Annotated in this window: 4 protein-coding genes; 2 read left to right on the top strand and 2 right to left on the bottom strand. The window is 68.4% G+C overall.

The window, feature by feature from the left end; translation table 11 throughout:
- On the top strand, positions 1-1,740 hold a 1,740-nt coding region (locus D7V88_RS38305; protein ID WP_147449053.1), incomplete at its 5' end, for a WD40/YVTN/BNR-like repeat-containing protein.
- Positions 1,741-1,797: 57 nt separating this feature from the next.
- Here D7V88_RS38305 and D7V88_RS38310 read toward each other — a convergent pair.
- Both D7V88_RS38310 and D7V88_RS38315 read right to left on the bottom strand, forming a co-directional pair.
- A complete protein-coding gene (locus D7V88_RS38310) occupies positions 1,798-3,921 on the bottom strand; it encodes a putative metal-binding motif-containing protein (RefSeq protein ID WP_120545483.1) in 2,124 nt (707 codons plus the stop codon).
- A gap of 101 nt (positions 3,922-4,022) precedes the next feature.
- Entirely contained in the window at positions 4,023-4,682 is a 660-nt protein-coding gene (locus D7V88_RS38315) for a YiiX/YebB-like N1pC/P60 family cysteine hydrolase (RefSeq protein ID WP_120545484.1), read from the bottom strand.
- A gap of 270 nt (positions 4,683-4,952) precedes the next feature.
- On the opposite strand from D7V88_RS38315, the gene D7V88_RS38320 reads away from it, so the two are divergent.
- On the top strand, positions 4,953-5,729 hold a 777-nt coding region (locus tag D7V88_RS38320; RefSeq protein WP_147449054.1), incomplete at its 3' end, for a phosphate/phosphite/phosphonate ABC transporter substrate-binding protein.

A 5,729-nucleotide genomic window follows, 5' to 3' on the forward strand; every position in this document is an offset into this window, starting at 1 on the left:
CGGATGCTGAGCGTGGGCTCGAAGCTCGTCTTCTTCTACGCCATGCATGACGGGTTCGAACCCACGCGCCTGCGGATGCGCGACGCGGCCGACCCCGTGGACACCTGGGGGGCTTCGCGGGAGGCGTTCTCCGACGGCATCTACCATGGCGCGGCGTTGAGCGCGGTGGAGGACGGCAAGGGCGGCATTCACCTGGTCTACAAGGACGAGACGGAGCGTCTGTATTACCGCCGCTTCGACGGGACGTCCTTCGGGCCACGCACGCTGGTGGAGAACACGCCGGACTGGGCGTTGCAGCCCGCGGTCACCCGGGTGGGGAACGCACTGTATGTCTTCTACAATCACATGCAGTCGGCCGCGGACTACGAGCTCCGGGTCCGGGTGCTGCGCGATGGGACCTTCAGCGACCCGGTGACGCTGGACTCGCGCACGAGCTTCAAGGGCTACCTCTCCGCGCTGGACGTGCTGCCGGACAGCGTCACGGAGGTGCCGTGCTTCTACGGGGATTCGCCGGATGCGAACTCCAGCGCGAAGGTGATGCGCGTGGCGGTGCCGCGTCAGCCGGGCGGGGGCGGCTCTGGACAGGACGGAGGGACGCCGGATGGCGGGGGCACGTCGGATGGCGGCGCCGGGACGCCGGATGGCGGGAGCGCTTCGGATGGCGGCGTGGACGCGGGGACGGATGGCGGCCCGGTGCCTGGAGACGGTGGGGTGCAGGGGCCGGTGACGCTGGAGCCGGTGTTCACGAACACGACGCACGACGTGCTGGCGGTGGACGGCGCGGGCACGGTGTACGCGTTGGCGCTGGACGACAGCCGTTCGCGGTTGTGGGCGAGCACGGACGGTGGGCGAACGTTCAGCGCGCGAGGCCAGGGCGTGGGCGGGGCGTCGTTCTGGGTGATGGCGGCGCTGAAGAACGGGACGTTGCTGGCGCAGATGAGCCGCGGCGGCAGCTACCATCTGGAGCGCTCCACGGACGGAGGGCGGACGTGGACGGACGCGGTGGCGCTGGGCACCTACCGCGCGGCGTCCCCGGCGAACTTCGCGGAGCTGGGGAGCACGGTGTTCTTCCTGGAGTACCAGACGGTGACGTCCGGCAGCACGCCCGTGCGGCTGTGGGCCAGCACGGACGGCGGGGCGACGTGGGCGGTGCGCTTCACGTTCCAGGCGTCGCGCCACGGGCTGGCGTTGTTCGCGGATCCGGTGCGCAGCGTGCTGTGGGCCACGTTCGGAAGCAGCGCCACCCAGGCTGCGGTGATGCGCTCCACGGACGGAGGGCGCACCTGGGCGAAGGTGATGGGCGGCTACGGTGCCAACGCGCTGACGGGCGCGGTGTTGTCCGGAGGCGAGCTGCTGCTGGGGCAGTCCACGCTGTATGAGCCGGAGCACCCGAAACTGCTGCGGGTGTTCGCCAACGCGCGGGTGGACGCGCTGCTGACGCTGCCGGGGCCGGCGTACTCCCTGGAAGGGTTGCCAGGAGGAGGGCACGTGCTGGGGACGGGAAGGGCGAACGCCGGGGACGTGCAGCCCGAATCGGACGTGTACGCGCGGCTCTTCACCAGCACGGACGGAACGACGTGGCGCGAGGCGCGGCGCTACGAACGGGCCGCGAGCACGGCCCTGGCCCGCGCGGACGTGTGGGGCGTGCTGGCCTCCGGCGACCTGGTGGTGCGGGCGGAGAACCTGAAGGGCTTCGGCGCGGGCGGGAAGGGGTTCCAGGTCCTGCGGGTGAAGCGCTGAGTGCTGGCACTCCCGGCCGGACTTCCGATGGGAGAAGTCCGGCCTGGGGGGCGCGAACTACTGTGGCCAGAACGGAAAGTGGGTCACCTGCCGGCCCTTGCCGACGACCCAGATGTCCGCCGGACTGCTGCCGGCAATGCCATACTTGCTGTTGGATGTCGTCTCGGTGTGCCAGACATCTCCGTCGTAGTGGAGCACCTTGCCGTCGTCGGTGCTGATGTAGATGGAGTTTCTTCCGAAAGCCAGGACACCGGTGAACCGGGTGATGGGGACACCCGAGCTGTCAATGGACCACTCGACACCATTCCATTGCAGCAACTGGCCCGTGAAACTCACCGCATAGGCAAGCTTCGCGCTGACCACATGGACCGCGGTCAAGGGACCCGCCGCGGAGGGAACGGTCGAGTCCTTGTTCCAAGCCGGAGGTGTTTCGGTGTTCAGGTAGCGAAGAATTACTCCCCTTCCGGTGTTGTCGACACCCACGGCGAAGAGGGTGCCTTCCGAGCGGCCGTGCACGGCTGACAGGACCAGGTTCTTTCGCTCCTGTGCGGTCACGGTGTCGGATCCGCCATTCCACTGGAAGGTCACGCCATCCTTGGTTGTCCCCCGCTGCCCCGTCCCAAAGACCTTCACCTCGCCACTGGTGGCGAAGCCCATCAGGCCCGTGGTGGTTGTGTTTGCGAAGTTCACTGGGGTCCTGGGTCTGCAATCCGTGCTGGCCGGTGTCTGGACGATGAGTTGGCCCTCATCTCTTCCGATGTAGGCGGTTCCGGTGACCGGATCCGCCCAGACGCTGGGCAGGATTTGAGGGGTCGAGCCATCCGTGCAAGTTCCATCCAGGACCGAGAAGGCGTTGAGCGTGGGCGCCTTGACCGCCCGGCCTGATGCGCTGCCGACGATCCACACACCGCCGTTCCCGTAAAGGGAGACACCCAGCCAGTCGCGGTTGGGATCCGTTCCGACATCCCTGGACACCCAGGAGGGGTCTCCCGCTGGACAGACGTTGTTTTCGTCCGTGTCCTCGTCGCAATTGTTGTCCTGGCCGTCACACAGTTCGGGGGCGCCTTCGTGGATGAAGGGGTTGCCATCATCGCAGTCACCCGCTTGGGTCGAGTAGTCGGCGCCCGGCCGGATACAGGATTCGGTGACCTGCGCGTTGTCGCGGCCATGGTTGTCCAGGTCCTCATCCGGGGACCACCGGGAGGGTGCGACCGTTCCCTGGCAGAACGTGCCGCCATCGACCTTGCCTTCCGCGAGGCCCGCGCATGCGAAGAGCCCCGGGCATTGTGTGCCGGGCGTGTCGCAGGTGCCTGTCAGGACGTCCGTCGTGTCGTCGCAATTGTTGTCCACCCCGTCGCACTTCTCCGGGGCGGAAGGATGGACGTCGATGCGTGAATCATCACAGTCGTCATGGCGTGTGTTGAACGGCACGTAGCCGCTGTCAGGCACGGTGTTCGGCGTACAGAACGGGGTGGCCTCCGCGCCCGCCTTGCCCACCTTGTCGCCATCCGCGTCGACCCAGGCCAGCACCGGCTCGGGGGCGTTGCACGCGGTGTCGACCCTGTTGAACGCGCAATCGAGCGTGCCCGTGCAACCTCCGTCGTTCTGGCAAGCGACTCCCAGCCCGAAGTGCGTCTGGTCATCCTTGCCGTCGCAGTTGTCATCCTCGCCGTTGCACCGCTCCTTGGCGCCCGGATGGACGGACCTTCCCAGCTCCAGCCTGTCATCGCAGTCGGTGCCGCCCGTGCCGTCCTTGTTATCGAGGACATAGCCATCCCCATCCACGTCGCTGGCCTTCAGCTCCAGCGTGAGTCCCGGAGGATTGCCCTTCGCCGCTTCGCCTCGCGCGATGGAGACCTTCCCGTCCCCGGACGTGACGACCTTGCCCGTGCAGTCCTCGCCCGGCGTGAAGGGCGCCTCGAACGCCTCGGCCTTGATGGAGAGCTGCGTGCCCCAGCCCTCCGGCAGCACGACCCCCACCAGCACGCTGCCGCCGACGGAGGGCGCACCCTTGCCGGCCAGCGCCGTGGTCCGGCTCTCCTGGCTGGCCTCATCCTGGGCCGTCACCCGGAGGCAGCCCGGCACGAACCCCGTGGAGGTGATGGTGACCTTCACCCCGTCCTGGGGGTCCTTACAGCCCGCGAGGGCGAACAAGGGCAGCAGCAGAAGAAGGTGGCGCATGAAGCCAACCCTACCGGTCCTTCACCCCGCGTGTGAGCCCCCGCCTGTCATTCAGGTTGGCAGGAAACGAACGGGGGCTTCCGCCGTCCTCGCGGCCTGGGTCAGCGCGCCTTCGGAAAGTCCGAGTGCACCACCTCCAGCCGGGAATCGGCCGCCAGGCTCGCGGGCGTCACCAGCTCCAGGTCCACGGGCATCGGGCCCCGGTAGCGTTCGGAAATCTCCCGCTGGAGGCCCGCCACATCCAGCGTCCCCAGCTTCTCCATCTTCCCGTACTCCACCCCCGCGCCCGCCGCGTACGCCTTGCGCACCAGCTCCGAGCAGTACATCGCCTCGTCCCCCCAACCGAAGAGCGCGTCGTACGGCTTGCCCAGGTGCCGCTTCGCCTCCGCCACCACGCGCTCCTTCGCAGAGGCCTCCACCCCCGTGGGCCGCAGCACCAGCAGCCGCCCCTTCACCCCGCGCGCCTTCCACTTCTCGAAGGGGGTGCGCTTCACCGGCTGCACCGCCTCCACCACGAAGACGCCCTCCTGGGTCACCTCCACCAACCCGACGTGAGACAGCGGGCTGTGCGTCGCCACCTGGATGGCTTTCGACTGCCGCGAGCCCGACGTCTGGAACACCACGTCCCCCGTCCTCACCTTCGCCCCGACCCCGGTCGTGTCCGCCACGCGTGGCGCCGCTGCCACACCGCGGGCGCCCCACCACACCAGCACCGCCGTTCCCACCACGCCCGGCCACAGGGCCTTGCCTCTCAATGCCATCCGCCCAGTCCTTTCAGGCGGTTGCCTTCGCCTGCACGTCTGCTCTGCAGGCGCGGTGCCATCCCTCTCAACGTTGACCCGGCGCCTTCTGGTACCCCTGGTCCCTGACGACCCTGGGTCAAGGTGTGGTAAAGCTAGGGAGCCTATTTATTTCAGTGATTCAGGAATAATGTGCAATGGCGTAAGGATTCAGGCAAGGTGGCGGGAGTCGTGAGCCGGAGGCCCGGAGCAGGGGCCGCCGGGAGAGGGGGGAAACCGGAGGATTCTGCCGTGACCGCGTCGAGTGCCCCCCCCATCCGTTGCCTGCTCTACCCATCGTTGGGAGAGATAAGGGAGCACGTCCGCGTGGAGCTGTTCGCGCGGGCCTTGTCGGAGCGGCTGGGGCGGCCGGTGGTGATGGCCATGTCTCCGACCTATGAGGCGTTGGAGGCGGAGCTGGCGGCGGGCCGCGTGGACATGGCGTGGGGAACCGCCGAGCAGTGCAATGCCTTTGAGCCGCAGGCGCGGGCGGTGCTTCGCGCGGTGCGTTCGGGCAGTTGGCATTACCACTCCGCGCTGGTGTGTCGTTCGGACGCGCCGCTGACGTTGGAGACGCTCCAGGGCAAGCGCGTGGCCTGGGTGGCGCCGCGCTCCACCGGAGGCCACCTGCTGCCCGTGCGCCACCTGGAGTCATTGGGATTGCGCCCGGACACGCTCTTCTCCGAACAGCGCTTCCTGGGCACCTACCGCAAGGCGTTGGACGCGGTGCTGCGCGGCGAGTCGGACGTGGCCGCCATCTTCTCCAACCACACGGACGCGCACGCCATGCGCGCCACGCTGACGTCGTACCTGGGCGCGGACGCGCCCCAGCTCACGCCCTTTCTCTTCACCATCTCCACGCTCGCCGATGGCCTCATCCTCACGAAGCGCCTGTCGGATGCGGACTCGGAGCTGCTGCTCTCCGTCCTCACCCGGATGAACACCGACGGCGCGGGCCTGGAGATGCTCATGGGCCCCTTCCGGGTGGAGGGCTTCGTGCGCTCCCCGGGCCCCGGCGCGCCCGTGTCC

The organism is Corallococcus terminator (assembly GCF_003611635.1).
In the GTDB taxonomy this organism is placed as follows: domain Bacteria; phylum Myxococcota; class Myxococcia; order Myxococcales; family Myxococcaceae; genus Corallococcus; species Corallococcus terminator.